The sequence below is a fragment of the Luteimonas kalidii genome, assembly GCF_029887935.1.
In the GTDB taxonomy this organism is placed as follows: domain Bacteria; phylum Pseudomonadota; class Gammaproteobacteria; order Xanthomonadales; family Xanthomonadaceae; genus Luteimonas; species Luteimonas kalidii.
This window is the reverse complement of sequence record NZ_JARXRO010000018.1, coordinates 101,618-124,074: the sequence shown is the minus strand read 5'-3', so window position 1 is coordinate 124,074 and position 22,457 is coordinate 101,618. Positions and strand designations below refer to the sequence as shown.

Sequence of the window (22,457 nt, the reverse complement as noted above, 5' to 3'; positions counted from 1 at the left end):
CGGCGCGAAGGTCGCTACCGCGCGGGCGCCGGTGCCATCGCGCATGCAGGCGGGAACGCGGCGGGCGCCAGTGCCGGCCGCTCCGGAGGTGGGCGTCGCCGCGCGACCGCACCGCAGCGACCCGCCGCTGGCCGGCCCTGCCGCGACATGCCGCCCGGTCGCCGTCGCGCCGTGCCTGCCTGCGCGCGCCATCACTCGGACGCGAAGAATTCGTTCCCGTGCAGGTCCAGCAGCTCCAGCGCGCGCCCGCCGCCGCGCGCCACGCAGGTCAGCGGGTCCTCGGCGACCTGCACGTGCAGGCCGGTTTCCTCGCTCAGCAGGCGGTCCAGGTCGCGCAGCAGCGCGCCGCCGCCGGTGAGCACGATGCCGCGCTCGGCGACGTCGGCGCACAGCTCCGGCGGGGTCTGCTCCAGCGCCTGGCGCACGGCGGCGACGATGCCCGACAGCGGCTCGCGCAGGGCGTCGAGCACTTCGCTGGAGGTGATGGTGACCATCTTCGGCACGCCCTCGGCCAGGTGGCGGCCGGAGATCTCCATCGACAGCGGCTTTTCCTGCGGGTAGGCGCAGCCCAGCTCGATCTTGATCCGCTCGGCGGTGGTCTCGCCGATCAGCATGCCGTGGTTGCGGCGCACGTAGTTGATGATCGACTCGTCGAAGCGGTCGCCGCCGATGCGCGCCGACTGCGAATAGACGATGCCGTTGAGCGCGATCACCGCCACTTCGGTGGTGCCGCCGCCGATGTCCACCACCATCGAACCGCGCGCCTCGGTGACCGGCATGCCGGCGCCGATCGCCGCCGCCATCGGCTCCTCGATCAGCGAGACGTCGCGCGCGCCGGCCTCCAGGGCCGAATCCTTGATCGCGCGCTTCTCCACCTGGGTCGAGCCGCAGGGGACGCAGATCAGCACCCGCGGGCTGGGCCGCAGGAAGCGGCTCTTGTGCACCTTGCGGATGAAGTGCTTGAGCATCTCCTCGGTGTAGGTGAAGTCGGCGATCACGCCGTCCTTCATCGGCCGGTGGGTGGTGATGTTGCCCGGGGTGCGGCCGAGCATCATCTTGGCCTCGCTGCCCACCGCCGCCACCGCCTTCTGCCCGCCGCTGCGATCCTGGCGCACTGCCACCACCGACGGCTCGTTCAGCACGATTCCCTGCCCGCGGACGAAGATGAGGGTATTGGCCGTGCCCAGGTCGATGGACAGGTCGTTGGAGAACATGCCGCGGAACTTCTTGAACATCGGGGGCCGGGGTCCATCGGGGGAGCGCGTACGCGAAGCGACTAGCCTAGCAAAAAAGCGCATTCGGGCGGCCCGCCGGGTGCCCGGACCGGGCCCATCGGCACGCTCAGGTGGATCGCCTCGGCGACGCCCGCCGCCGCTGGCCTCCCGGGGGCCTCCCGGCTACCCTAGCCGGCCTTTTCCGTTGCCGAGACGCCCGATGTCCGCCCTGATCTGCGGTTCCCTGGCCTACGACACCATCATGGTGTTCCCCGACCAGTTCAAGAACCACATCCTCCCGGACAAGGTGCACATCCTCAACGTCTCGTTCCTGGTGCCCAGGATGCGCCGCGAGTTCGGCGGATGCGCCGGCAACATCGCCTACAACCTCAAGCTGCTGGGCGGCGACCCGATCCCGATGGCCACTGTCGGCCAGGACTTCGGCCCCTACCGCGAGTGGTTCGAGGAACACGGGATCACGCTCGACCGGGTCAAGGTGATCGACGAGCTGTTCACCCCGCAGGCCTTCATCACCACCGACCACGACAACAACCAGATCACCGCCTTCCATCCGGGCGCGATGATGCGCAGCTACGAGAACCACGTGCGCGACGTCCCGGGCGTCACCATCGGCATCGTCAGCCCCGACGGCTACGAGGGCATGCTGCAGAACGCGACGGAATTCGCCGAAGGCGGCATCCCCTTCATCTTCGATCCCGGCCAGGCGATGCCGCTGTTCAACGGCGCCGAGCTGCGCGCCTTCATCGAGCAGGCCGACTACGTGACGGTCAACGACTACGAATCCAACCTGCTGCAGGAGCGCACCGGCTGGAGCGAGGCCGACATCGTGCAGCGGGTCAAGGCCTACATCACCACCCAGGGCCCGAAGGGTGCGCTGATCCACACGCCCGGCAAGACCTACACCGTGCCGCCGGCGCACGAGCGCCGCATCACCGATCCCACCGGCTGCGGCGACGCGTTCCGCGCCGGCCTGATCTTCGGCATCGAGAAGGGCTGCGACTGGATGACCATCGGCCGCATCGGCAACCTGATGGGCGCACTGAAGGTGGAGCACCCGGGCACGCAGAACCAGCGCTTCGACTACGCCGAATTCAGCGAACAGTTCCGGCAGCAGTTCGGCTACGCGCTGTAGGCGGTTACCGCCCCGCAGGAAACCTCCACGCCCTGGGCAGCGTCATGCCCAACGCGTCCCGACAACACGCAACACGCCGACGCGATGGGCCGTGGAATCGTCCGCTCGATCAATCCCAGCCCGGCATCTTCGCGCGGTCCAGGCCGGCGACCTCGAACTCGACCGTCTTCTCGCCCACGTCGCGGGTCGGGAACGCGATGCGGATACTGTCCGCGTCGCGGGTCAGGCGCCACAGCGCCTTCTCGTCGTCGATGAACATGGCGATGGCCTCGTCGGTGTCCGGCCGGTTGGCGGCCATCTGCTTCGGCGGCTGGTCGTCCACGGTCACGGTGACGCGGCAGCTGCCGTAGCAACGCCTGGCGAAATCGCCGCCGGGCAGCACCAGGTAGGCGCTGCGGCCCCAATCGGGGTGGTCGCGGAAGATCAGGCGCACCGGCTTGGCGCCGCTGCCATCGACGTCCACCGGCTCGCGCCCGTAGATCGCCGCCGACACCTGGTTGCCGCCTTTCACCGGCTGGGTCTGGTAGGTCCACAGTGCCGCGACCCGGCGCGCGTTGTTCTCGGCTTCGCCCTTGGATTTCGCCTCGTCGTAGCGGGGGCGCACGCGGTCGGCCGCCTCGGTGCCGGGCCACTTCGCGAACAGGATGTCGCCCTGCGCCTTGGCCAGCGCCCAGTTGCCGTCGGCCACGGCGGCGTCGAACGCGCGCTCGGCTTCGGCCGCGGCCTGTTCGTTGGCGGCCGCGAGCGCCTCGGCCTGCGCCGCCGCCTCGGCTTCGCGGTCCTTGCAGCCGGACAGGAGGACGAGGACACAGGTCAGTGCGACGGCGGCGAGTGGGCGCAGGGTCATGGCGGAATCCAGGGTCATGGCGGAATCCTTGTTTCGGGCCCGCGCGGTGCGCGCGATGGCGATGCCCGAAGTGTGGTCCGCGCGGCGGTTCTGCCGCAACCCTGCAGGACCCGGCGCACGGCGGCGAATTCCGCCTTTCGACAGATGCAGCCAGCTTCCTTAGAGATACCGGGATGGCGGGAGCATGAGAGCCGCAGCTTCGCAAGCGTCTGGTGCATTACCAGGCCGCGCGACCGCGGGCCGCCTCACGCGCCGTTCCATGCGCACCGCAGCGTGGACGGCCCATACGTCCGCAGCCCCGCCCCTGCCTCAATCGAGATTGACGAATCCGTCGGCGCGCATGTCGCCGCCGTTGACGCGTTCACGCAGCTGGCCGGTGGTCATGCCCGTGTCGAGCTGGAAATGCGGCCGATCCACCAGGCCAGTCCAGCGCCCGCCCCATTCCAGGCCCATCGATTCGCCGACACGGCCAATGGCCTCCCAGTCCGTTTCCCACGTTACCGCCCCGCTCGGCCGCAGCTCGGCCACATCGAAGGCGACGCCGTAGTTGTGGTAGCTCTGCCCGCCACGGGCGTTGGTGACGATCTGGCCCGGATTGCCGTTGCGCCCCTGCGCGTACAGCGCATCCTGTTCGGCGAAGGTGCGCATCCCGTCGGTGACGCGCAGCTGGATGCCCAGCTCCTGCTCGACGCGGGCGACGAACTGCGAGGCGACCGCACGCATGTCCGGATGCAGCCCGGCGATGCGGCGATCGCTGACGGCATCACCCGTGGGAACCACGTCGCCGCCGACGACCGGCACCGTGGGCTGCGTCGGTTCGGCGGCAGCGCTGCGGCCGAGCGCGCCCCAGGTCTCGCGCCCGACGATGCCGTCCACCTCGAGGTCGCGCGAGGCCTGGAAGCCGCGCACCGCCTGATCGGTGAGCGGGCCGAAGATGCCGTCCACCGTCCCCGGCGAGAAGCCCGCGGCCGCCAGGCCATCCTGCAGCTGCGACACCACAGGTCCACGGTCCCGGAGTTCAAGCGTGGGCGTCGGCCCGGCCGGGTCCACGAACGCGCCCGGCGGCGGTACCGCACCCGCCGGCAGATTCAGTTGCTGGCCGACGTGGATGACGTCCGGGTTGAGCACCTGGGGATTGGCCTCGCGCATCGCCTGCAGCGTGACCTGGTGGTCGCGCGCGATGGTGGACAGGGTCTGGTCCTGACGCACCGTCCAGGTGTCGCGGGATTCCGGCGGCGGGGTGTTCGACAGGCCGGGGCTGGTGTCGTTGGACACGCTGCTCAGCGTCATGCGGGACTCCTTGTCAGGCGACGGCGGTTCGTGCGCCTAGGGTTCCCGCAAACGCCGTCGATGCCCACCCCGGTACGACCCGGGCTGGGGTCGACCCGAGTGTGCAGCGGTCACATGGGCAATACGCCCGGCGCATCGGCGTCCGCGAATGCGCGCCGACAGCGCTCGCGCAACAGCCTGTCTGCGACGCGCGTCACCGCGTGCGGGGCCGGCTGCAACGCCGGTGACCTGCCTTCTGCGCGCCGGGATCCCGCGATCGGGTGGATGCGCGGTGCGCGGCTCCCTGACCAGCGTGACGGCAACAACGCGCCGACTGCGCCCGCAATGACCGGTCGTCGCGACGGGACGCTGCATGCGCGCCGGTGCAGGCCGGATCCGCGGCGACCCGGGTCAGCCGGCCGGTGGCGACGCCGGATCCGTGGGCATCGTCGGGGCGTCGCCTGTGGCGCTGTCCGCCGCGTCCCCGGGCGCCGGTTCCGCATCCGGCGCAGTGGCCGGTGCAGGTGCCGACTTCGCCTCGGCGATCACCTTCTCCACCGAGGCGGTGGTGATCGGGTGGTACCCCGGGCGCGCCCGCTCGAAGCTGGCACGCGCCAGCGCCAGCCCCGGCTCGGTGGTCACGAGCGCCTCGTAGACCGGAATGATCAGCTTGCGCCGCCCGATGCGCTCGATGAAGGCGGCCGCGGCCTCCATCGCCGGCGTGTAGCCGCTGCGGATCGCCAGCGGATACCAGCGCATCGCGATCTCGCCGTTGGCGGTGCCGGTGAAGGCATAGGCGGTGTCGAGCTGCGCGAGGTCTTCGACCGGCAGCGTCTCCGGCATGCCTTCGAGGAAGTGCAGCCACTCCTGCGTGGTCCATGGGCCGGTGATCGAGGTCGGCGGCAGCTGCTTGCTGCCGCGCCAGCCCAGGCGCGCCGAATCGACGATGCCCAGCCGCGGCGACAGCACCTGCGGCGCGTCGGCCGGGATGCCCGCGCCGTAGATCCACTGTTCGATCTCGGCATCGGTGACCTTGCCGGGATTCGGATCGAACAGGTGCTCCTTCGCGTAGGCCAGGAAGGTCTCGGTGGGGATGCTCTGGAACGCGAAATGGTCGAAATAGCCGCGCAGGAACGGATCGAACACCTCGCGTCCGAAGCGCTCCTCGAGGAACTGCAGGAACCACGCGCCCTTGTCGTACGAGACCTGGCTGAGCGCATCGTCGGCGTCGACCGGGGTCCCGGGCCGGATCGCCAGCGCCTGGGTGGCCTCGGGCATGTCGACGATGTCGCGCTTCAGCGCATCGCGCGCGATCACCCATTCCATGTCGCTGAACTCCTCGCCGTACAGCGACTCGACGATGCGGTTCTCGACGTAGCTGGTCATGCCCTCGTTGAGCCAGCCGTGGCGGGCGCTGGAGAAGGTCACCAGGTTGCCCGACCAGCTGTGCGCCAGTTCGTGCGCGATCAGCGAGACCAGCGACTTGTCGCCCACGATCACGGTCGGGGTGATGAACGACAGGCGCGGATTCTCCATGCCGCCGAACGGGAACGACGGGGGCAGCACCAGCAGGTCGTAGCGCTCCCAGCGATAGGGACCGTACAGCGCTTCGGTGGCGGCGATCATCTTCTCGGTGTCGGCGAACTCGGCCACCGCGCGGTCCACCATCGACGGCTCGGCCCACACGCCCGAGCGCGCGGAGATCGGCTTGAACACCAGGTCGCCGGCGGCGATGGCCATCAGGTAGGACGGGATGCGCTGCGGCATCGAGAACGCGTAGTCGCCGTCGCGCGCGGCCTGCGGATCATTGTCGGCGCTCATCAGCACCATCACGTCGGGGCGCGTGCGCACGCGAGCGCTGTAGGTGTAGCGCACCTGCGGCGTGTCCTGCAGCGGCACCCAGCTGCGCGCGTGGATCTGCTGCGACTGGCTGAACATGAAGGGCAGTTGCTTGCCTTCGGTCATCTCCGGCGTCAGCCACTGCAGGCCGGAGGCGCCGGGCGCGGTGCGATAGGTGACGCGCACCTTCGCGTTGCGCTGCGGGGTTTCGATGACGAGCTTGCGGCCCAGCACCGGGTCCGCTTCGGCCAGCGAGAACTCGAGCGGCTGCCAGGCGTCCCCGGCCTGGCCCTCGACGCGCTCGACGGTCAGCTCGCGCGTGTCCAGCACCAGCCGGGTGGCGGCATCGTCCTTCCACTGCAGCGTGTAGGTCGCGGTGCCCGCCAGCGTGCGGGCGTCGAAGTCCAGCGCCAGGTCCAGTGCCAGGTCATCGATCGCGACCTTGCCCGGCTGCGCGAAGGAATGTTCGTCGGCATCGACCATGGCGGCGGGCTCCGGCGCGGGCCTGGGGGCGGCGGTGGGTTCACCGCTCTCGCGCGCGCAGCCGGCGACGGCGATCACGCCGGTGAGAAGCACGAGGGCGAAGGAACGGGCGGCGGACAACGGGCGCGACGCGCGCGTGGTGCGGTCTGGCATGGCCGGGGGCAGCCTGTGCGGGAACGGGACCGCGATTGTACCGCCTGCAACCGTCGACTCCGGCGCGCGCGGATCAGGCCTTCCAACCGTCGTGGATCGCGACGATGCCGCCCGACAGGTTGCGGTAGCGGGCGCGCGCGAAGCCGGCCGCCTCCATCATCGTCCGCAGTTCGTCCTGCGCCGGATGGCGCCGGATCGACTCGGCCAGATAGCGGTAGCTGTCGGCGTCGCCGGCAAACAGCCGGCCCAGCCGCGGCAGCACGTTGAACGAATGGAAGTCGTACAGCGGCTTGAACCAGTCGGCCCTGACCTCGGAAAACTCCAGCACCCGCGCCTGCCCGCCCACCTTGAGCACGCGCAGCATCTCGCGCAGCGCCGCGTCCTTGTCGGTGACGTTGCGCAGGCCGAACCCGATCGTGACCAGATCGAAGCTGGCATCGGGGAACGGGAGCGTCTCGGCGTTGCACTGCACGTAGCGGAAGCCGCGCACCTGGCCGCGGTCGGTCATGCGGTCGCGGCCCACGCGCAGCATCTGCCCGTTGATGTCGCCCAGCACCAGTTCGCCCGATTCGCCGACCCGGTCACGCAGCAGCGCGGCGATGTCCCCGGTGCCACCGGCGAGGTCGAGCACCCGGTCGCCTCGCTTCACCTGCGCGGTGGCGACGAAATAGCGCTTCCAGACCCGATGGATGCCCAGGCTCATCAGGTCGTTCATCAGGTCGTAGCGGCCGGCGACCGAGGAGAACACCTCGCCCACCAGCTTCTGCTTCTGGCCACGCGGCACTTCGCGGTAGCCGAAGTGGGTGGTGCCGGACTCGTCGGATGCGCTCATGGCGCGATTATCGCACCGGCACGCGTGCCGGGGGCGTCAGCGCAGCGACGCCGTGGCAGCCCGCCGGAGACAGCGATCCCTCGTGGGCGCGGCGGCCCGGAACGGTCCGCGTGGGGCGCGCTCGCCAGCCATGCCGAGGGGCATGCAGGGCTCAGCGGCGACGTCGCACGCCCCGGCCGCCGGTCAACCGTTGCTTGGGGTCAACCACCACGACGAACCCGGTCGCGGTCTTCGATTCCACGTAGACGGTGAACAGCCCGTCGGGCGAGATCCATACCTCGCCGACCTTGAACATCGAGCCTTCGTTGTTGGCCGTGTTCGCCGGCGGCACGTCCGCGTCCTGGCTCTCGGCCTCCTGACTGTAGTTGGGGCCCACGCGGTGCACGATCACCGCCTCGCCCGCCAGCGCGCCTTCGTAGTCGCCCACCGGCCGCCGCGCCTCGAGCGTGTACCAGGTGCCGCGGTACGGGTCTGGCGAGGCCGGCGTCTGCAGCAGGAGCAGCTGCACGTTGCCGGCGCCCGACAGGCTGGCGTAGTCGAGCGTGACCCGCGTGCGCGCCGAGCCGCTGGCGATCGTGCGCTTGCGCGGGGCATCGATCCAGCCCAGGCGGTCGCGCTGCACGATGTTGATGTGCTTGGGCCGGCTGCCATAGGTGCCGTCGCGCACCGCGTTGGACCAGCTGTCGCTCATCACGTCCCAGGGATTGTCGTAGGTGTCGTCGTCGCCGTCGGAGTTGTCGGAATGCGGCAGGCCGTAGCCATGTCCCATCTCGTGCGCGAGCGGGGCCAGGTTGTTGAACGACCACGGCGGGTTCCAGGTGGTCGACCAGCAGCGATTGGCGCCGTCGAGCGTGGCGCAGCGCCCGCCGCCCCAGGCGAATCCGTCCAGGTCGCCGTTGAACATCAGGTTGATGCCCAAGACCTGACTGAAATCGACGTCCGCATCCGCGGCGGCGGTGCAGTCGTTGAACAGCGCCGTCAGGTCGGCCTTCTCGTCGTCCTCCGGGCCGGTGACGTAGTGCGAGCGCGGCTGCGGCAGCGCATACCAGCCCTTCGCGTCGCTGCCGGCCAGATCGATCTTGCCGTACGAGACCTCGCGCCAGTAGTGTCCCAGTTCGCCGGCGGCTTCGCCGTACTGGCTGCGGAAGAACGCGAGCGGCTTCTGCTCCTCGGCGATGTCGCCGAAACGGCAGGCCACGGTGATCCAGCGCGTGGAGCCGAGCGTCGCCTTGGCCACGCCATCGGCCTTGCCGGCCAGTCCGTGCGCCCGCATGGGCGCAGGGTCGTCGGCGGGAACGATGGCCTCGATCATGCGTCGCCCACCCGCGGACTTGGCGGCGGAGAACTGCACCGCGACGCGCCGGTTGGCCAGCGCGTACAGGTCGCCCGCACCGCGTCGCGCCTGGTCGGGATCCAGTGCCAGGCGCGCGCCACCGTCGAGCACCAGCGCCGCCTCGAACTTCGACGCGGGCTTCCGCTGCGCCGGCGCCGGATCGCCCCAGCGCAGTTCGAGTCCGCCCTGCACCACCTGCGCCTGCACGTTCGCGCCGGCCAGCAGCGCGGCCAACGCCACGATCGCGCGTCCGGTCCGGTTTCGCATGTCGTTTCCCCGGCGCACGGCGCGCCTCGCCTGATTCTGGGCGGGCGCCGACCGGGCGGCAAGCCTGGCGCCGCGATCGCGGCCTGGTCGGACGCAAACCGCGATAAGGTGCACGGTTTCGGACAGGAGCCCCTCGCGATGACGACACCCGACTATCGCGCCATGCTGGGCACCGCCGTGGCCGAGGCCCGGCAGGGCCTGGGCGAAGGCGGGATTCCGATCGGCGCGGCGCTGTTCCGCAACGACGGCACCCTGCTCGGACGCGGCCGCAACCGCCGCGTGCAGGAAGGCGACCCGTCCGTCCACGGCGAGACCGACGCCTTCCGCAAGGCCGGCCGCCAGCGCCGCTACCGCGACACGATCATGGTCACCACGCTCTCGCCCTGCTGGTACTGCAGCGGGCTGGTGCGCCAGTTCGGCATCGGCACGGTGGTGATGGGCGAGGCGGTGAATTTCCAGGGCGGCCACGACTGGCTGCGCGCGCATGGCGTCCACGTGATCGACCTGCAGGACCAGGAGTGCATCACGATGCTCGGCGACTGGATCGCCGCCCATCCCGAGGTCTGGCACGAAGACATCGGCGAGGATTGAGGCCCGCCCCATGTCGTCGATCCGGATCGATCCCGTCGAATTCCGCGGCCTCGCCTGCCTGCGCCTCGCCGCCGGCGGCGCGAACGCGCTGGTGTCGCTGCACGGCGCACAGGTGCTGTCCTGGATTCCGGCCGACGGCCACGAGCGGCTGTTCCTCGCCGACGCAGCCGAGACCGCGCCCGGCCGCGCGATCCGCGGCGGAATCCCGGTGATCTTCCCGCAGTTCGGCGATCGCGGCCCGCTGCGCAAGCACGGCTTCGCGCGGCTGCTGGACTGGTCGTTCGCGGGCAGCGACGGCGCATTGGCGCAGTTCGAACTGCGCGACAGCGCCGCGACCGCCGAGTGGCCGCACGCCTTCGCCTGCCGGCTGTCGGTCGCATTGTCCGCCACGCGGCTGGAGGTGTCGCTCGCGATCGCCAACACCGGCGAGGCCGCGTTCGATGTCACCGCCGCGCTGCACACCTATCTGCGCGTCGACGACGCCACCGGCGCCACGATCGAAGGCCTGCACGGCTGCGATTTCGAGGACAGCGCCGCCGGCGGCACCCTGCATCGCCAGCACGAGGCGCTGGTCGGTTTCGATGGCGAGACCGACCGCATCTACGGCGACGTGGTCGCACCGCTGGCGCTGGTCGACGGCGATCGCCGCGTGGCGATCGAGCACGACGGCTTTGCCGATGCCGTGGTCTGGAACCCCGGCGAGCGGCTCGCTTCCGGCATCGCCGATCTCGCACCCGGCGAGTGGCGGACCTTCGTCTGCGTGGAGGCGGCGCAGGTGCTGCAGCCGCTGCGGCTGGCGCCGGGCGATCGCTGGCGCGGGACGCAGCGCCTGGGCTGAACGCACCGCGTGCAGCCACGTGGCGGGCCGCCGTGGTGACCTTCGCGCCTTGGCCGCGGCTTCGCCCGCAGGCCGAGATCCCGGCGGCGGGCGCTCAGCGGGCCTCGATCGTGAACCCGCCGAAGGCCACGCCCAGGTCCCAGCCATCGCCGGTGCCCGCGAGCGCGAGCGACACGTCGCCCTTGGTCATCACCTGGGCCTTGCTCGACCTCACCGCGCCGGCGTGGGCTTCGGCGGCCATGTAGGTGCCGAGCGCCTCGGCGATCCCGCGCACGCCGGAGAACTCGCCGCGGCCGCCGCGGATCTCCGACTTGCCCACGCTCAGCCCACCGCCGCGGGCCTCGATCCGCACCACCATCGCCTGGCCGTTGTCGCAGCTGATCCGGCCGGTGCCCGACGCGGTCTTGTACAGCACCGACCAGCCGGCCATGTCGAAATCCAGGCGGCAAGAGACGTCGCGCGCCGCGGCCGGTGCGATGGCGGACAGGGACAGGACGGCCGCGGACGCGGCGGCAAGGAGCGATCGGCACATGGCGGCTCATCGGAAACGGGACCGGCGCCAGCATAGGTGCCGCCGCGGCGCCCGGGATAAGCACTGCCGCGATCGTTCATCGACGGTATCGGCGCGCGGCCGCTGCACTACGCCGTCGGCTGCCCGCCGTCGCGGCGCAGGGCCCCGTTGAGTGCCGGCGGCAACCGAGCCGCATGCCCGACACGCGCGTACCGCGCGCGAGCGCTTCAGAGGATGTAGCGGCTCAGGTCCGGATCCTGCACCAGCTCGCCCAGATGCGCGTCGACGTAGGCGCGGTCGATCGCGACGCGGCTGCCGTCCTTGTCCGGCGCCTCGTAGCTGAGCGTGTCGAGCAGGCGCTCGAGCACGGTGTGCAGCCGGCGAGCGCCGATGTTCTCCTGGCGTTCGTTGACCTGCGCGGCGATCTCCGCCAGCCGCTCGATCGCCTCGTCCGCGAACGACAGCTCCACGCCTTCGGTCCGCAGCAGTTCGACGTACTGGCGGGTCAGCGCGGCCTTCGGTTCAGTCAGGATGCGCACGAAATCGTCCTTGCTCAACGCCGACAGTTCCACCCGGATCGGGAACCGTCCCTGCATCTCCGGGATCAGGTCGCTGGGCTTGGCCAGATGGAACGCACCCGAGGCGATGAACAGGATGTGGTCGGTGCGCACCGGGCCGTAGCGGGTGTTGACAGTGGAGCCTTCCACCAGCGGCAGCAGATCGCGCTGCACGCCCTCGCGGCTGACGTCGGCACCCATGCCCTCGCTGCGCTTGGCGACCTTGTCGATCTCGTCGATGAACACGATGCCGTGCTGCTCGCAGGCCTCGATCGCCGCTTCGCGCACGTCCTCCTCGTTGACCAGGCGCGCGGCTTCCTCCTCGACCAGTTGCGGCCGTGCGGCCCGGATCGCCAGCTTGCGCGCCTGGGTCTTGCCACCGCCGAGGTTGGCGAACATCTGCCGCAGCTGCTGGCCCATCTCCTCCATGCCGGGCGGAGTCATGATGTCGACGTGGCCGGGGTTGGCGGAGAGTTCGAGCTCGATCTCGCGTTCGTCGAGCTCGCCGGCGCGCAACTGCCGCCGCAGCTTCTGCCGCGTTTCCGATTCCTTCGACGACGGCTCGGCGCCGATGTCGACCGTGGCCTGCGTGCCGAAGCCGAACGCCGGTGGCGACGCCTCGCGCCGCGGCAGCAGCGCATCGAGGATGCGGTCTTCGGCGCGCTCCTCGGCCTGGGTACGCACCTTGCGCTTGGCCTGTTCGCGATGCTGCTTGACCGCGGTGTCGGCGAGGTCGCGGATGATCTGCTCCACGTCCTTGCCGACATAGCCGACCTCGGTGAAGCGCGTGGCCTCGACCTTGACGAACGGCGCGTTGGCCAGCGTCGCCAGGCGGCGCGCGATCTCGGTCTTGCCCACGCCGGTGGGGCCGATCATCAGGATGTTCTTGGGCATCACCTCGTTGCGCAGCTCGTCCGCCAGCTGCGCTCGGCGCCAGCGATTGCGCAGCGCGATCGCCACCGCGCGCTTGGCCGACTGCTGGCCGACGATGTGGCGGTCGAGCTCCTGCACGATCTCGCGCGGGGTCATGGTGGAGGAGGACTGGCTGGGACTGCTGGGCATGGATCGCTTCCTGGATGGGCCTGGCCTGTTCCGCGCGTGGCGGATCGAGGCTCGTGGCGGCGAAGACGGTGGCGGCGCGGCCGTGTGCCGACGGGGGTGTGACCGCGCGCGGTTGCGGCGCGTCCGCGGTCAGAGTTCTTCGACCACCACGTTGCGGTTGGTGTAGATGCAGATGTCGCCGGCGATGTTCAGCGCCTCGGTCGCGATCGTGCGTGCGTCGAGCGTGGTGTGCGCGAGCAGCGCGCGCGCCGCGGACAGCGCGTAGGATCCGCCCGAGCCGATCGCGATGATGCCGTCCTCGGGCTCGATCACGTCGCCCGTACCGCTGATCACCAGCGAGGTGTCCCGGTCGGCGACGGCCAGCAGGGCTTCGAGCTTGCCGAAGCGGCGTTCGGTGCGCCAGTCCTTGGCCATCTCCACCGCGGCGCGCTGCAGCTGGCCGTGCTTCTCGAGCTTGGATTCGAACAGCTCGAACAGGGTGAACGCATCAGCGGCCGCGCCGGCGAAGCCGGCCAGCACCTGGCCGTCCTTGCCCAGGCGCCGCACCTTGCGCGCGTTGCCCTTCATCACCGTGTGGCCGAGCGTCACCTGGCCGTCGCCGGCCACGGCGACCTTGCCGTCGCGGCGCACCGACAGGATCGTGGTGGCGTGGAACACGTGGGGATTCTGGCTGGGGTCCATGCGGCCTCCTGGGCGGGAAACCACGAGATGCGGCCATCCCGGCCGCGATCAACCCCCGTCTCCGGCCACGGTCAGGCGCGGTGCGCCACGCAGGAAAAGCAGCCGCGCCGGGCGTTGTGGAGGTGGACGTAGGCGACCGTCGCGTCGCCGAACATCCGTGCCAGTTCGCGCGCCACGTCGCCGCCTTCGCAGACCTCCGCGTCCACCATCCAGTGGCGGTCGGAATAGGCGCGCAGCGACATCAGCCGGCGGGCGACGTACGGCGGCACCACCTCCTGTGGCAGCTCGCTTCGCTGGACGCCGCGACGGATGAAGACCGGCCCGCTGGCGCGGTACGGCGTGTGCGCCGGCTGGTGCTCGTAGGGCAGCAGGAGCAGCTCCTCGCCCACGCGCGCGTCCTCCAGGCTGATGCGGCAGGGAAAGCCGCTGTCGCGATCGGCCCGGCAGCGCTGAACGCCGCGTTGCGCGAGTGCGTCGTCGTCCAGCGCGAACAGTGCGGCGAACGGTGCCGGATCGATGCCGGACAGTCGGAAGGGCATGGTGTGGCTCCGGTGTGGAAAGCCGCAGCTTGCGCGCGCCGGCGCCCCCGCGCTCGCCGGTTCCGGACATCGCATTCATCGATGGACGACAGGCCGACCGACGACGCCGCCGGCGTCCTAGTCGCCGCTGCGCCGCTTCGCGCGCGGATGCGCGGCGTCGTACACCTTCGCCAGGTGCTGGAAGTCGAGATGGGTGTAGATCTGGGTGGTGGCGATGTCGGCGTGGCCGAGCAGTTCCTGGACGCCGCGCAGGTCGCCGGAGGATTCGAGCACGTGGCTGGCGAACGAGTGCCGCAACAGGTGCGGATGCACGCGCTTGAACAGGCCCTGCCGCTGCGCCAACTGGCGCATCCGCATCTGCACCGCGCGTGGTCCGATCGGGCCGCCGCCGCGGCCGGGGAACACCGGGGCGTCCTGGCCACCGCCGCGCTCGGCGCGCCATGCACTCAAGGCATTGCGCGCATGCGAGCCGACCGGCACGATCCGCTGCCGCGCGCCCTTGCCGAGCACGGTGACCAGGCCCTCGTCGAGCTGCAGGTCGCGCCAGCGCAGGGCGCACAGTTCGGCCAGGCGCAGGCCGGAGGAATAGAACAGTTCCAGCATCGCGCGGTCGCGCAGGCCCAGCGGCGCTGCGGTGTCGACCTCGACCAGGGCCTTGGCCTCGTCGGGATCGAGCACCTGCGGCAGCTTGCGCGGCGCCTTCGGCGCGCGGATGCTCGCGGCCGGATTCGCCGGCACGTGTCCATGCCGCAACAGCCAGTGGTAGAAGCCGCGGACCGCCGACAGCCGTCGCTGCAGGCTTTTGGGCGACAGGCCGCGGCGATGTTCCGCGGCCACGAACGCGCGGATGTCGGGCTCTCCCAGGGCCACGGAATCGCGTGCCGCATGCGTGCAGAATGCCGCGAGCGCATCGAGATCGCGGCGGTAGCCGTCGAGCGTGTGCGGCGACACGCGCCGCTCGACCTGCAGGTGGGCCAGGTAGTCGGCGATCATCGCCCCGCCCCCGTCGCCCGGGCCGCCCGCCGGCACGGCGCACGCCGTGGACGGGCGCGCATCGGATGCCGCACGGCGGCGAGGTTCAGCCATCGAACCGTCGCAGCGCGACGTCGAACGCCTCGCCCATCATGCGCAGGAACAACGTGCCCATGCCGGGATAGAAGCGGTTGGCATCGCCGCTGCCCACGGCCACCAGGCCGGTGCCCTCGATCGCCAGCAGCGCGCTGGACTGCACCTCGTCCACGCGCGCGCCGTAGAGCAGCGCCTGCTTGTCCGGATGCAGCCGGCCGCACAGCGGCTCGCCGCCCTTGAGCGCATCCGCGAACGGCGACAGCACCGGATCGTCGCGCTCGATCACCTGCAGCCAGGGTTCGCCGCCGAGCCCGTCCACCGGATGGAACAGCACGATGCGCACCAGGTCGCCGGCGAAATCCTCTTCCAGCGTCGCCGCCATCGCCCGCACCACGCCGGCGCGATCGGGCTGGCGCATGAGCGCCAGCGTCAGCTGGTGGGTGCGCACCGCCAGGCGCTCGTTCTCCTGCGAGATCGCGAACAGGTCGTGCAGGCGGCGCGAGAGCTCACGGTTCTTGTCGCGCAGCACTTCGAGCTGGTAGCTCGCCAGCGAGGCCGCGGGACCGTCCTCGCGCGGCACCACCAGGCTCAGCGCCAGGTCCGGGAACTGCTGCAGGAACTTCGGCTGGCGTCGCAGCCAGGCCGCCACTTCATGGGCGCCGAGGCGCTCGGGATTGCTCATCCGGTCCATTCCCCTTCGAATACGAAAGCCGTCGGCCCCGCCATCGCGACCTGCGCGGCGTCGTCGGGCCAGGCGATGTGCAATTCGCCGCCGGGCAGCGACACCGCGACCTCGCGATCCACGCGCCCGCGCCGCACCAGCACCGCCACCGCGGCGCATGCGCCGCTGCCGCAGGCCAGGGTCTCGCCCGCGCCGCGCTCGTACACGCGCAGGCGGATGCGGCTGCGATCGATCACCTGGGCGAAGCCGACATTCGCCGACTGCGGGAACAGGCCGCTGTCCTGCAGCGCCGGGCCCAGTACGCCGACCGGCGCGACATCGGCGTCGTCCACCTCGATCACCGCATGCGGGTTGCCCATCGACACCGCGCCGAAGCGAATCAGGCCGACGTGCGCGAGTGCGAACGCGTAGTCGTCCCGCTCCGCTCCCTCCACGGCGAGCGGCACCTGCGCCGGCGCGAAGCGCGGCACGCCCATCGCCACGCGGAAGTGGCCGTCACCAAGCACGTCCACCGCATGCGAGCCGGCGGGACTGTCGAGCACGAAACGCGCGTCCGAGGCCGCACCATCCCGCACCAGCCAGGCCGCGACGCAGCGCGCGCCGTTGCCGCACTGGGCGGAGGCCGAGCCGTCCGCATTCCAGATCCCATAGCCGGCCAGCGACCCCGGAGTGCGCGCGGGCTCGATGGTCAGGATCTGGTCGCAGCCGACGCCGGCATGCCGGTCGGCCAATGCGCGGCACAGGTCCGGCGAGGGCGGCGGCGCTCCGTCGCGCAGGTCGAGGATCACGAAATCATTGCCGGCGCCGTGCATCTTGCTGAAGCGCAGGCGCGCCTGCGGGTGCTCGCGTCGGATCGGGTACGAAGCGCTCACGGCCACGCGGTCAGCCGTTGCCGTCATCCGCCGCGGGCACCGGCTCCGGATCACCCTCGCCCTCCTGCCCGGCATCGCCATCGTCGTCGCCATCGGCATCGTAGTCGGAGTCGGTATCGATCACGGGATCGGCGCCCTCGTCGGCGCCATCCACCGGATCCACGGCCGGCGGCACCGGCTCGAGCGCCGGATCCACCGATCCCTCGGCAGGACCGTCGTCGAACTCGACGTCCGCATCGTCCGCGGGAGGACGCACCAGCGGCCCCTTGTTGCCGCAGGCGGCGAGGTTGACGACCAGGATCAGCGCCAGCGGCGCGAGCAGGAGCGGGAGTCTGCGCATGGGCGGCAGTGTAGCCCGGGCAACCCGCGAGGAGGAGCCCGGCTGGCGGCCGGCTCAGTCGGCTTTCACCCGTTCCACCGGCGACTGCGGTTCGGGCCGTCGCCACAGCCAGGTGCCGACCGCGGCCATGCAGCCGACCGGCAACGCGATCATCCACCAGCGATGGCCGCCGCTGAACGCCATCGCCCCCACCAGGATCGTCGCGGACAGCAGCATCATCGCGGTCGCCATCCATTTCGCGCGCCGGCTGACCGCACCGTGCGCCTCCCAGTCGCGGATCGCGGGCCCGAATCGCGCATGCGCATGCAGGCGTCGGTGCAGGCGCTCCGATCCGCGCGCCGCCGCCCACGCGGCGATGAGCACGAACACCGTGGTCGGCATCACCGGCAGGAAGGCGCCGATGATGCCCAGGCCGAGGCTGACGTAGGCCAGCAGCCACCAGGCCCAGCGATGGCGGGGGGTCGGACGCATCGGCGCATCATATCGGCGGCGTGTCGTGACGCCGTGCGTGCGGGGACCTGCGCGCCCGACGGGTCGGCAGCGGGAGTGCCGTCGGGGCGCACCGCCATCGCGCGCCCCGGATGCGCTCCTCTCTCGCATCGAGGCCGACAGCCCCGGCGCGCGACGCCCGGCCTACTTCGCGCCGAGCTGGTCGAGCATGAAGGCGTACATCTCGGCCTGCTCGCGGAAGCGGCGGAACCGGCCCGACTTGCCGCCGTGCCCGGCCTCCATGTTGGTGCGGAACACCAGCGGGCCGCCGCCGGTATCGACGTCGCGCAGCCGCGCCACGTACTTGGCCGGTTCCCAGTACTGCACCTGCGAGTCCCACAGACCCGTGCCGACGAACATCGCCGGGTAGGCCTGGGCCTTGAGGTTGTCGTAGGGCGAGTAGGTCAGCATGTAGTCGTAGTACTGGCGCTGCTCCGGGTTGCCCCACTCGTCGTACTCGTTGGTGGTCAGCGGGATGCTGGCATCGAGCATGGTGGTCACCACGTCGACGAACGGCACCTGCGACAGGATCACCCGGTAGCGGTCCGGCGCCATGTTCGACACCGCGCCCATCAGCAGCCCGCCGGCGCTGCCGCCGGCCGCAGCCACCCGATCCTTCGCCGCGTAACCCTGGGCGACGAGATGGTCGGTGACGTCGATGAAGTCGGTGAAGGTGTTGACCTTGTTGAGCAGCTTGCCGGCGTCGTACCAGCGGCGCCCCATCTCCTGCCCGCCGCGGATGTGCGCCAGGGCGTACACCACGCCGCGGTCGAGCAGGCTGACCGTGGTGATGCTGAAGCCCGGGTCCATCGACATGCCGTAGCTGCCGTAGGCGTACTGCAGCATCGCGGCGGTGCCGTCGCGCTTGAACCCCTTGCGGTAGACCAGCGACACGGGAATGCGCTCTCCGTCGCGGGCGGTCGCCCACACGCGCTCGGTGACGTACTGCGTCGGGTCGTAGCCGAGTACCGGCTGCTGTTTGAGCAGCACGCGCTCGCCGGTGGCGGTGTCGAGTTCATAGGTGGTCGCCGGCGTGGTCAGCGAGGTGTAGGTGTAGCGCAGCTTCGTGGTGTCGGGCTCGGTGTTGGCCGACAGGCCCATCGAATACGCGGGCTCGTCGGCTGCGACGTGTTCGTCCTCGCGCCCGGGCCGCAGGATGCGCACGCGCTCGAGCGCATCGGAACGCTCGCCCAGCGCGATGAAGCCGTCGAACAGCTCGAACGTCTCCAGCAGCACGTCCTCGTCATGGGCGACGACGTCGGTCCACGCCTTGCGGGAGGCGGAGCCGCTCGGCGCTTCGACCAGTTTGAAGTTCTTCGCGCCGTCGGCATTGGTCAGGATCACCCAGCGGTCGCCGAGGTGGTCGGCCTGGTACTCCAGGTCGCGCTCGCGCGGCGCGAGCACGGTGAACGCCTGCGGATCGGCCGCCGGTGCATACCGCAGCTCGTCGGACACGGTGCTGCTGACGCCGATGACGATGTAGCGGTCGTCCCGCGTGCGGTCGATGCCCATGTAGAAGCTGTCGTCCACTTCCTCGTAGACCACGGCGTCCTGTGCAGGATCGGTGCCGATCACGTGCCGCTTCACGCGCTTGGTCAGCAGCGTCTCCGGATCGTTCTCGATATAGAACACGGTCCGGTTGTCGTCGGCGAACACGAGATCGCCGGAGGTGCCGCGCAGTTCCTCCGGATACGGCTGGCCAGTGGCCAGGTCGCGGAAGCGGACGGTGTACTGGCGGCGGCCGTTGGTGTCGTCGGCCCAGGCCAGCATGGTGTTGTCCTGGCTGACCTCGTAGGCGCCCACCGCGTAGTAATCCTTGCCGTCGGCCAGCGCATTGACGTCGAGCAGCACCTGTTCGCCTTCGAAATCGCCACGCTCGTTGGCCTGCTGGATCGACAGCGCATCCACGCCCGGGCCGTCCTTGCGGCGGGCGTGGATCGGGTAGTCCTTTCCGGTCTCGTAGCGGGCGTAGTACCACCACCCGCGTTCGCGCGCGGGAATCGAACTGTCGTCCTGCTTGATGCGACCGACGATCTCCTCGTACAGCGCGTTCTCCAGCGGCTCCAGCGGCGCCATCAACCGGTCGGCGTAGGCATTCTCGGCCTCCAGGTAGGCGAGGACCGCCTTGTCCTCGCGCTCGTCGTCGCGCAGCCAGTAGTACTCGTCGTCGCGTTCGGCACCGTGCGGGGCCCTGACCACGTGCGGGCGCTTGTCCGCGTCCGGTGGGGTTGCGACTGCGGCGGTGGCGGAGGAAGTCGAAAGCGTCATCAGGATCGTCGTCGCGAAGAGGAGTGCCGTGTTCATGGGTGGTCCCGGCGTTTAGGGAAGGACAGGCCCGGCGATGAGGTATCAGGGCGCGGGCGCACCCTGCTCCCCGGCCAGTTGCTGCCAGAGGAAGGTGAGGTAAAGCGCGTCCATGTGCGCCGCCTGGCGGTTGTCCGCCGCGCCTCCGTGTCCGCCCTCGATGTTCTCGTAATAGCGCACGTCCTGCCCTGATTCGAGCATCTTCGACATCATCTTGCGGGCGTGGCCGGGATGCACACGGTCGTCGCGGGTCGAGGTCAGCAGGATCGTCGGTGGATACTTGTTCGCCGGATCGAACAGGTGGTACGGCGAGAAGGTGCGGATGTAGTCCCACTCCTCCGGTACGTCCGGATTGCCGTACTCGGCCATCCACGACGCGCCGGCGAGCAGCTTGTTGTAGCGCCGCATGTCGAGCAGCGGCACCTGGATCACCACCGCGCCGAACAGCTCCGGATACTGCACCAGCATGTTGCCGGTGAGCAGGCCGCCATTGCTGCCGCCGCGGATGCCGAGGTGCGCGGGCGAGGTGATCCTGCGGTCGATCAGGTCCTGCGCGACCGCGGCGAAGTCCTCGTAGGCCTTGTGCCGGTTCTGCTTCAGCGCGGCCTGATGCCAGCGCGGTCCGTACTCGCCGCCGCCGCGGATGTTCGCGACCGCATACGTTCCGCCCTTTTCCAGCCAGCCCTTGCCGACGCCGCCGGAATAGCCGGGCGTGAGCGAGATCTCGAAGCCGCCGTAGCCGTAGAGCAGGGTCGGGTTGCGGCCGTCCGGCTTCGCCTCCTTCGGGCGCACCAGGAAATACGGGACGCGGGTGCCGTCCTTCGAGGTGGCGAAATGCTGCTCGACCACGTGCTTCGAGGCATCGAAGAACGTCGGCATGGTCTTGAGGACCTCGGGCGCCGGGGCGTCCGGGCCTGCATCGCCAAGCATCAGCGTGGTCGGGGTCAGGTAATCGGTGACGGTCAGCCACAAGGCATCCGACTCTTCGTCGTCAACCGCCGAGGCGCTGACGGTGCCGAACTCGGGCAGCCCGGCCAGCGGCCGCCGCGCCCAGCCATCGTCGCCCGGCGTGAGTACCCACAGTTTGCTCTTCACATCCTCGAGGACGTTGAGAACGAGATGGTTGCGGGTCCACGACGACCCCGCCAGCGAGGTGGTGTCGGTCGGCTCGAACAGCACCTCGAACTCGCGCGCTCCGGCCATGAATGCGTCGAAGTTCGCCGCCAGCAGCGAGCCGGCGGGGTAGGTCGTGCCGCCCACCTCCCAGGGTTCGCGCAGTTCCAGCGTCAACCATTGCCGGTGCACGCCCTTGTTCGCCGAGTTCGGGGCGTCGACCTTCGCCAGCGCGCCGTCGGCCCCGACCAGGTACAGCTCATCGTTGTAGAAGGCGAGCGTGCGGCTGACGAAGTCGCGTTCGAAGCCAGGCGTGTGATCGTGCATCGCCGCGATGTACATGTCGTCCGGCTTGCCTTCGTACACGGGCGTCGCCGACGTCAGCGGTGTGCCACGCCGCCATCGCTTCACCACGCGCGGATAGCCCGACTCGGTCAGCGACCCGGGCCCGAAGTCGCTGTAGACATAGACCGTGTCGGCATCGATCCACGACAACGCGCCCTTGGCCTCCTCGCGGAAGAATCCGCCTTCGACCCAGGTCTTGTTCTCCAGATCGAACTCGCGGGTGACGTCGGCATCGGCGCCGCCGCGCGACAGCGCGACCAGGCAGCGGCGGTAGTCGGGGCGCAGGCAGTCGGCACCGTGCCAGACCCAGTTCTCGTCTTCCGCCTGGTTGAGCGCATCGAGATCGATCAGCACCTCCCACTGCGGTCTGGGCTTGCGATACTCCTCGAGCGTGGTGCGGCGCCACAGGCCACGCGGATTCTGCTTGTCCTTCCAGAAGTTGTAGTACCACTCGCCCTGCTTGTAGACGCCCGGGATCTTGTCGTCGGAGTCGTAGATCGCGAGCAACTCGGACTCGAGCGTCCTGAACGCGGGCGTGGCGGCGAGTTCGGCCTCGGCCCTGGCGTTCTGCGCCTTCACCCATGCGAGGGCCTTCTCGTCCTCGACGCCTTCCAGCCACTGGTGCGGATCGGACACCTGGTTCTCCTCGTTGCCGTGGGCCACGCCTGCAGACAGGCCGAACGCGAGCGCAAGCGCCGCGGCGGAAATGCATTTCGACATGCGGGACATCCGTCTGAAAAAGTGCCGGAACGCTAACACACGCGATGCACGGCTCCGGAGTGCCGGAAGTCGAGCCGGCAGCAGGTACCTTCGGGCAACCGCGATGCCAGCTGGAGCTGGCTGCGCCGTGGCGTCGGGGCGGGTCCAGCCACCGCACGTGTCGTCGCGCCTGCCGCCGGGGATAACCAGACGCGCAAAGAAAAACCCCCAGCCGAAGCTGGGGGTTTTGGGTAAAGACCCTGGCGATGACCTACTCTCGCATGCGGATGCACACTACCATCGGCGCGTAAGCGTTTCACTTCCGAGTTCGGAATGGGATCGGGTGGTTCCACTCAGCTATTGTCACCAGGGAGAC

The 22,457-nt window shown here is 70.2% G+C and carries 20 protein-coding genes and 1 rRNA gene; 3 read left to right on the top strand and 18 right to left on the bottom strand.

Annotation, left to right across the window (positions count from 1 at the left end):
- Window positions 1-191: 191 nt before the first annotated feature.
- Window positions 192-1,235, bottom strand: a complete 1,044-nt coding sequence (locus QFW81_RS11525; protein WP_280578921.1) for a rod shape-determining protein — start codon at window positions 1,233-1,235, stop codon at window positions 192-194.
- Between the two features lie 199 nt (window positions 1,236-1,434).
- Here QFW81_RS11525 and QFW81_RS11520 point away from each other — a divergent pair, with 199 nt between their 5' ends.
- Entirely contained in the window at window positions 1,435-2,367 is a 933-nt protein-coding gene (locus QFW81_RS11520; RefSeq protein ID WP_280578920.1) for a carbohydrate kinase family protein, read from the top strand.
- A gap of 109 nt (window positions 2,368-2,476) precedes the next feature.
- Here QFW81_RS11520 and QFW81_RS11515 read toward each other — a convergent pair whose 3' ends face one another.
- The 5 genes from QFW81_RS11515 to QFW81_RS11495 form a co-directional block, all read right to left on the bottom strand.
- Window positions 2,477-3,208: a hypothetical protein gene (locus QFW81_RS11515; protein ID WP_280579415.1), complete on the bottom strand. Its 732-nt coding sequence runs from the start codon at window positions 3,206-3,208 to the stop codon at window positions 2,477-2,479.
- Between the two features lie 315 nt (window positions 3,209-3,523).
- Window positions 3,524-4,504 (bottom strand): peptidoglycan-binding protein, encoded by a 981-nt coding sequence (locus tag QFW81_RS11510; RefSeq protein ID WP_280578919.1) that lies wholly within the window; start codon window positions 4,502-4,504, stop codon window positions 3,524-3,526.
- Window positions 4,505-4,894: 390 nt separating this feature from the next.
- On the bottom strand, window positions 4,895-6,958 hold the full coding sequence (locus tag QFW81_RS11505; RefSeq protein WP_425604026.1) for a M1 family metallopeptidase: 2,064 nt from the start codon (window positions 6,956-6,958) through the stop codon (window positions 4,895-4,897).
- Between the two features lie 73 nt (window positions 6,959-7,031).
- Complete coding sequence (ubiE, locus tag QFW81_RS11500) at window positions 7,032-7,790, bottom strand: bifunctional demethylmenaquinone methyltransferase/2-methoxy-6-polyprenyl-1,4-benzoquinol methylase UbiE (protein ID WP_280578918.1); 759 nt, start codon at window positions 7,788-7,790, stop codon at window positions 7,032-7,034.
- A gap of 151 nt (window positions 7,791-7,941) precedes the next feature.
- Window positions 7,942-9,390: a metallopeptidase domain-containing protein gene (locus QFW81_RS11495; RefSeq protein ID WP_280578917.1), complete on the bottom strand. Its 1,449-nt coding sequence runs from the start codon at window positions 9,388-9,390 to the stop codon at window positions 7,942-7,944.
- 138 nt (window positions 9,391-9,528) lie between these two features.
- On the opposite strand from QFW81_RS11495, the gene QFW81_RS11490 reads away from it, so the two are divergent.
- Both QFW81_RS11490 and QFW81_RS11485 read left to right on the top strand, forming a co-directional pair.
- On the top strand, window positions 9,529-9,981 hold the full coding sequence (locus QFW81_RS11490; RefSeq protein ID WP_280578916.1) for a nucleoside deaminase: 453 nt from the start codon (window positions 9,529-9,531) through the stop codon (window positions 9,979-9,981).
- A 10-nt stretch (window positions 9,982-9,991) separates the two neighbouring features.
- The gene (locus tag QFW81_RS11485; RefSeq protein WP_280578915.1) at window positions 9,992-10,819 is read left to right on the top strand and encodes a D-hexose-6-phosphate mutarotase; all 828 of its coding nucleotides are present in this window, start codon (window positions 9,992-9,994) and stop codon (window positions 10,817-10,819) included.
- A gap of 94 nt (window positions 10,820-10,913) precedes the next feature.
- Here the strand turns inward: QFW81_RS11485 and QFW81_RS11480 are convergent, their stop codons facing one another.
- The 12 genes from QFW81_RS11480 to rrf form a co-directional block, all read right to left on the bottom strand.
- The gene (locus tag QFW81_RS11480) at window positions 10,914-11,351 is read right to left on the bottom strand and encodes a hypothetical protein (protein ID WP_280578914.1); all 438 of its coding nucleotides are present in this window, start codon (window positions 11,349-11,351) and stop codon (window positions 10,914-10,916) included.
- Between the two features lie 206 nt (window positions 11,352-11,557).
- The gene (gene hslU / locus QFW81_RS11475) at window positions 11,558-12,916 is read right to left on the bottom strand and encodes an ATP-dependent protease ATPase subunit HslU (RefSeq protein ID WP_280579412.1); all 1,359 of its coding nucleotides are present in this window, start codon (window positions 12,914-12,916) and stop codon (window positions 11,558-11,560) included.
- A 162-nt stretch (window positions 12,917-13,078) separates the two neighbouring features.
- A complete protein-coding gene (gene hslV, locus QFW81_RS11470) occupies window positions 13,079-13,630 on the bottom strand; it encodes an ATP-dependent protease subunit HslV (RefSeq protein ID WP_280578913.1) in 552 nt (183 codons plus the stop codon).
- Window positions 13,631-13,701: 71 nt separating this feature from the next.
- Window positions 13,702-14,169, bottom strand: coding sequence for a DUF1203 domain-containing protein (locus QFW81_RS11465; protein ID WP_280578912.1), 468 nt, complete (start codon window positions 14,167-14,169; stop codon window positions 13,702-13,704).
- 117 nt (window positions 14,170-14,286) lie between these two features.
- Window positions 14,287-15,162: a tyrosine recombinase XerC gene (gene xerC, locus QFW81_RS11460; protein ID WP_280578911.1), complete on the bottom strand. Its 876-nt coding sequence runs from the start codon at window positions 15,160-15,162 to the stop codon at window positions 14,287-14,289.
- A gap of 85 nt (window positions 15,163-15,247) precedes the next feature.
- Window positions 15,248-15,928 carry a DUF484 family protein gene (locus tag QFW81_RS11455; protein ID WP_280578910.1) on the bottom strand — a complete coding sequence of 227 codons (681 nt, stop codon included), beginning with the start codon at window positions 15,926-15,928 and terminating at the stop codon, window positions 15,248-15,250.
- A complete protein-coding gene (gene dapF, locus QFW81_RS11450; protein ID WP_280579411.1) occupies window positions 15,916-16,731 on the bottom strand; it encodes a diaminopimelate epimerase in 816 nt (271 codons plus the stop codon). Before dapF ends, QFW81_RS11455 begins: the two co-directional genes overlap by 13 nt.
- 70 nt (window positions 16,732-16,801) lie before the next feature.
- Entirely contained in the window at window positions 16,802-17,131 is a 330-nt protein-coding gene (lptM, locus tag QFW81_RS11445; protein ID WP_280578909.1) for an LPS translocon maturation chaperone LptM, read from the bottom strand.
- A gap of 54 nt (window positions 17,132-17,185) precedes the next feature.
- Entirely contained in the window at window positions 17,186-17,602 is a 417-nt protein-coding gene (locus QFW81_RS11440; RefSeq protein ID WP_280578908.1) for a YbaN family protein, read from the bottom strand.
- Window positions 17,603-17,764: 162 nt separating this feature from the next.
- Entirely contained in the window at window positions 17,765-19,924 is a 2,160-nt protein-coding gene (locus QFW81_RS11435; protein ID WP_280578907.1) for a S9 family peptidase, read from the bottom strand.
- 45 nt (window positions 19,925-19,969) lie between these two features.
- The gene (locus QFW81_RS11430; RefSeq protein ID WP_425604025.1) at window positions 19,970-22,102 is read right to left on the bottom strand and encodes a prolyl oligopeptidase family serine peptidase; all 2,133 of its coding nucleotides are present in this window, start codon (window positions 22,100-22,102) and stop codon (window positions 19,970-19,972) included.
- Between the two features lie 237 nt (window positions 22,103-22,339).
- A 5S ribosomal RNA gene (gene rrf, locus QFW81_RS11425) occupies window positions 22,340-22,452 on the bottom strand.
- Window positions 22,453-22,457 lie beyond the last annotated feature (5 nt).

What these genes read in the sequence shown, in the direction of transcription:
- QFW81_RS11525 (WP_280578921.1), bottom strand. Translation starts at nt 1,235, where the DNA reads ATGTTCAAGAAGTTCCGCGGCATGTTCTCCAACGACCTGTCCATCGAC.
- QFW81_RS11520 (WP_280578920.1), top strand. Translation starts at nt 1,435, where the DNA reads ATGTCCGCCCTGATCTGCGGTTCCCTGGCCTACGACACCATCATGGTG.
- QFW81_RS11510 (WP_280578919.1), bottom strand. Translation starts at nt 4,504, where the DNA reads ATGACGCTGAGCAGCGTGTCCAACGACACCAGCCCCGGCCTGTCGAAC.
- QFW81_RS11505 (WP_425604026.1), bottom strand. Translation starts at nt 6,958, where the DNA reads ATGCCAGACCGCACCACGCGCGCGTCGCGCCCGTTGTCCGCCGCCCGT.
- ubiE (WP_280578918.1), bottom strand. Translation starts at nt 7,790, where the DNA reads ATGAGCGCATCCGACGAGTCCGGCACCACCCACTTCGGCTACCGCGAA.
- QFW81_RS11495 (WP_280578917.1), bottom strand. Translation starts at nt 9,390, where the DNA reads ATGCGAAACCGGACCGGACGCGCGATCGTGGCGTTGGCCGCGCTGCTG.
- QFW81_RS11490 (WP_280578916.1), top strand. Translation starts at nt 9,529, where the DNA reads ATGACGACACCCGACTATCGCGCCATGCTGGGCACCGCCGTGGCCGAG.
- QFW81_RS11485 (WP_280578915.1), top strand. Translation starts at nt 9,992, where the DNA reads ATGTCGTCGATCCGGATCGATCCCGTCGAATTCCGCGGCCTCGCCTGC.
- QFW81_RS11480 (WP_280578914.1), bottom strand. Translation starts at nt 11,351, where the DNA reads ATGTGCCGATCGCTCCTTGCCGCCGCGTCCGCGGCCGTCCTGTCCCTG.
- hslU (WP_280579412.1), bottom strand. Translation starts at nt 12,916, where the DNA reads ATGACCCCGCGCGAGATCGTGCAGGAGCTCGACCGCCACATCGTCGGC.
- hslV (WP_280578913.1), bottom strand. Translation starts at nt 13,630, where the DNA reads ATGGACCCCAGCCAGAATCCCCACGTGTTCCACGCCACCACGATCCTG.
- QFW81_RS11465 (WP_280578912.1), bottom strand. Translation starts at nt 14,169, where the DNA reads ATGCCCTTCCGACTGTCCGGCATCGATCCGGCACCGTTCGCCGCACTG.
- xerC (WP_280578911.1), bottom strand. Translation starts at nt 15,162, where the DNA reads ATGATCGCCGACTACCTGGCCCACCTGCAGGTCGAGCGGCGCGTGTCG.
- QFW81_RS11455 (WP_280578910.1), bottom strand. Translation starts at nt 15,928, where the DNA reads ATGGACCGGATGAGCAATCCCGAGCGCCTCGGCGCCCATGAAGTGGCG.
- dapF (WP_280579411.1), bottom strand. Translation starts at nt 16,731, where the DNA reads ATGCACGGCGCCGGCAATGATTTCGTGATCCTCGACCTGCGCGACGGA.
- lptM (WP_280578909.1), bottom strand. Translation starts at nt 17,131, where the DNA reads ATGCGCAGACTCCCGCTCCTGCTCGCGCCGCTGGCGCTGATCCTGGTC.
- QFW81_RS11440 (WP_280578908.1), bottom strand. Translation starts at nt 17,602, where the DNA reads ATGCGTCCGACCCCCCGCCATCGCTGGGCCTGGTGGCTGCTGGCCTAC.
- QFW81_RS11435 (WP_280578907.1), bottom strand. Translation starts at nt 19,924, where the DNA reads ATGAACACGGCACTCCTCTTCGCGACGACGATCCTGATGACGCTTTCG.
- QFW81_RS11430 (WP_425604025.1), bottom strand. Translation starts at nt 22,102, where the DNA reads ATGTCGAAATGCATTTCCGCCGCGGCGCTTGCGCTCGCGTTCGGCCTG.